Here is a 2,737-nt window from a genome sequence, read left to right as displayed (position 1 = left end):
GGGAAAGCATCTGGCGCTCTCAACAAGCCCGCGGTTACCGGGTCAGCACCCTGACCCCGGAATTCGGCGCCRACGGCTACCTGCATCATTTGCCCTTCACCAATGTCCCGGTCGCCGACCTTTGGTCATTGAACGTATGGATGGGCCAGACCGAGCGCGAACACTTCGAGCGTTTCAGCCATTCAAGCCATCCTTAGGGAGCCGATGCATCATGCCTGACAACAAAAACAACAGCGCCAGCAATGACACCCACAAAGCCAACTTCAATAGCATCCCGGTGGTCAACATCGCTGGTCTGTTCAGCTTTGAACCTGAACACCGCCTGGCCGTGGCCGAACAATTGGGGCGCGCCGCCAGCGAGGTCGGGTTCCTCTACATCACCCATCACGGTATCGACCCGCAACTGATCGCCAACCTGCGCAAGGCCGCCAAGGACTTTTTCGACCAGCCCCTGGACGCCAAGATGCGCCACTACATCGGCACCTCACAAACCCACAAGGGCTTTGTACCCGAAGGCGAAGAGGTCTATTCCAAAGGCAAGCCGGACCACAAGGAAGCCTTCGACGTCGGCTTCGAGGTCCCGGCCGATGACCCGTTGGTGCTGGCCAACACCCCATTGCTGGGGCCCAACGACTGGCCGCAGCTGTCAGGTTTCAAGGCGTCGGTGCAGGCCTACTATGAAGCGATCTTCGCCTTGGGCCGGCGCCTGTTCGGTGGCTTCGCCCTGACCCTGGGCCTGGAAGAAAACTATTTCGACAGCCTGGTCACTCGTCCGCCGTCCAAGCTGCGCCTGATCCACTACCCCTTTGACGGTGCTGCCCATGACGCACCGGGTCTTGGCGCTCATACTGATTACGAGTGCTTCACCATCCTTTTGGCCGACAAACCGGGCCTTGAGGTGATGAACGATCTTGGCCAATGGATCGATGCACCACCGATGGACGATGCCTTTGTCGTCAACATCGGCGACATGCTGGAAGTGATGACGGCAGGCGCTTTCGTTGCCACTGCGCACCGGGTGCGCAGCGTGAAGGAGGAGCGCTATTCCTTTCCGCTGTTTTATGCCTGCGACTATCACACCCAGATCAAGCCGCTGCCCGGGTTCGCCCAGGCAGGCAACGACTACGAAGAGATCACCATCGGCGAACACATGTATGGCCAGGCGCTGCAGACCTATCAGTATCTGCGCCAGAGGGTGGCCAACGGGGAAGTTCAACTGCCAGGCAAGGCAYGCAAGCCCGCCAGTTTCGGACATTTGAAAAATCAGGCGCAACCGTCCTGATTGAAGTTTTCAGCTAAACCCCTACCTACGCCGGAGTCAGCACATCATGAAAAACAACAAGAAAAACCTTTTGAGCCTGGCTGTATTGGCAGCCGGTATGTTCGGTGCCTCGGTGAGCATGGCCGCGGCAGACACGTTAAAGGTCGGTATGGAGATCACCTACCCTCCTTTCGAGTCCTATGACAAGGACAAGAATGTGGTGGGTTCGGACCCCGAACTGGCAACGTCACTGGCCAAGCACATGAACGCCAAGGTGGAGTTCGTCGACACCAAGTTCCCGAGCCTGATCCTCGGCTTGAACTCCGGCAAGTACGATGCAGTCATCTCCGGCATGTACATCACGCCGGAGCGCCAGACCCAGGCCCAGACCATCGCCTATGCCAACACCGGCGCCGCGGTCATGGTGCCCAAGGGCAGCGAGATCAATGCGAAGAAGCCTGAGGACCTGTGCGGCTTGAAACTGGGCCTGGAACAGGGCACGACCTGGGTCAAGGAATTCAGGAAGCTGTCCGATGAATACTGTGTGCCGAACAACAAAGGCGCGATCACCGTCAGCGAGTACCCCTCGGCCCCCGAAGTGACCCAGGCCCTGTTGTCCAGGAACATTCAGGCTCAGGTCGAAATCGCCGGCGCGGCAAAAATGATCGCGGAAAAGACCAACGGCCGGGTGGTGATCACCACCGAGCATCCGATTTATCAGCAAACCCTGGGCATCTTCGTCAAGAAAGGTAACGACGAAACCTACCAGGCCGTGCAAATGGCCTTCGAGGAGAGCAAAAAGAGCGGAGAATACGCGGCAATCCTCAAGAAATATGGCTTGGAAGAACCGACTGCCAACTAAGAACCTGTCCTTGTAGTCTGGTCATCTGCCTCCCCTGCACCGGGGCGGCAGATCGAGGTGCCCCATGCAATTCGATTGGTCGTATTTCTTATCCCTGTTCTCCCTGCCGGACTTCTGGAAGGCCTGCGTCACAGTAGTCCAGCTCAGTGCCCTGGCCTGGTTCATCGGCATGCTGCTGGGTTTTGTCCTGGCCACGGCCAAGCTGTCCCAATCGCCCTTGCTGCGCATTCCCGCAGCGGTCTACATCTGGTTCTTCCGCAGCATCCCGTTGCTGGTGCTGGTGGTCTTCGTCTACAACCTGCCGCAATTGTTTCCCGGTAGCGGACCGATTCTGTCCAACCCCTTCTACGCAGGGTTGCTGGCGCTGGTAGTTACGGAAGCTGCGTACATGGCGGAAATCCATCGTGGCGGCCTGATCTCCGTGGCCAAGGGCCAGAAGGAAGCCGGGCGCGCGCTGGGTGTCGGCCTGTTGGGCATGCAACGCCTGATCGTGATCCCCCAGGCTTTCCGTATTTCGCTGCCGACCTTGATCAATGAATACATCACGGTGGTCAAGCTGACATCGCTGGTCTCGGTCATCTCCCTGACCGAAATCCTCACGGTCGGCCAACGCC

General features: G+C 58.4%; 3 protein-coding genes and 1 pseudogene. All 4 read left to right on the top strand.

Going from position 1 to position 2,737, the window contains the following annotated elements; all coding sequences use genetic code 11:
• Positions 1 to 197, top strand: a pseudogene (locus AC1DVH_RS29205) (sugar phosphate isomerase/epimerase); the annotation flags it as partial.
• Between the two features lie 14 nt (positions 198 to 211).
• The gene (locus AC1DVH_RS29200; protein WP_477756708.1) at positions 212 to 1,282 is read left to right on the top strand and encodes an isopenicillin N synthase family dioxygenase; all 1,071 of its coding nucleotides are present in this window, start codon (positions 212 to 214) and stop codon (positions 1,280 to 1,282) included.
• A gap of 46 nt (positions 1,283 to 1,328) precedes the next feature.
• Positions 1,329 to 2,123, top strand: a complete 795-nt coding sequence (locus AC1DVH_RS29195) for an ABC transporter substrate-binding protein (protein WP_477756707.1) — start codon at positions 1,329 to 1,331, stop codon at positions 2,121 to 2,123.
• 64 nt (positions 2,124 to 2,187) lie between these two features.
• Positions 2,188 to 2,737 (top strand): amino acid ABC transporter permease (locus AC1DVH_RS29190; protein ID WP_477756706.1); only part of this gene is annotated, 550 nt, incomplete at its 3' end.

It is taken from the genome of Pseudomonas sp. P4_C3 (genome assembly GCF_056402075.1).
The sequence above is the reverse complement of the archived record's forward strand: the minus strand, read 5'-3'. Positions and strand labels throughout refer to the sequence as shown.

What these genes read in the sequence shown, in the direction of transcription:
- AC1DVH_RS29195 (WP_477756707.1), top strand. Translation starts at nt 1,329, where the DNA reads ATGAAAAACAACAAGAAAAACCTTTTGAGCCTGGCTGTATTGGCAGCC.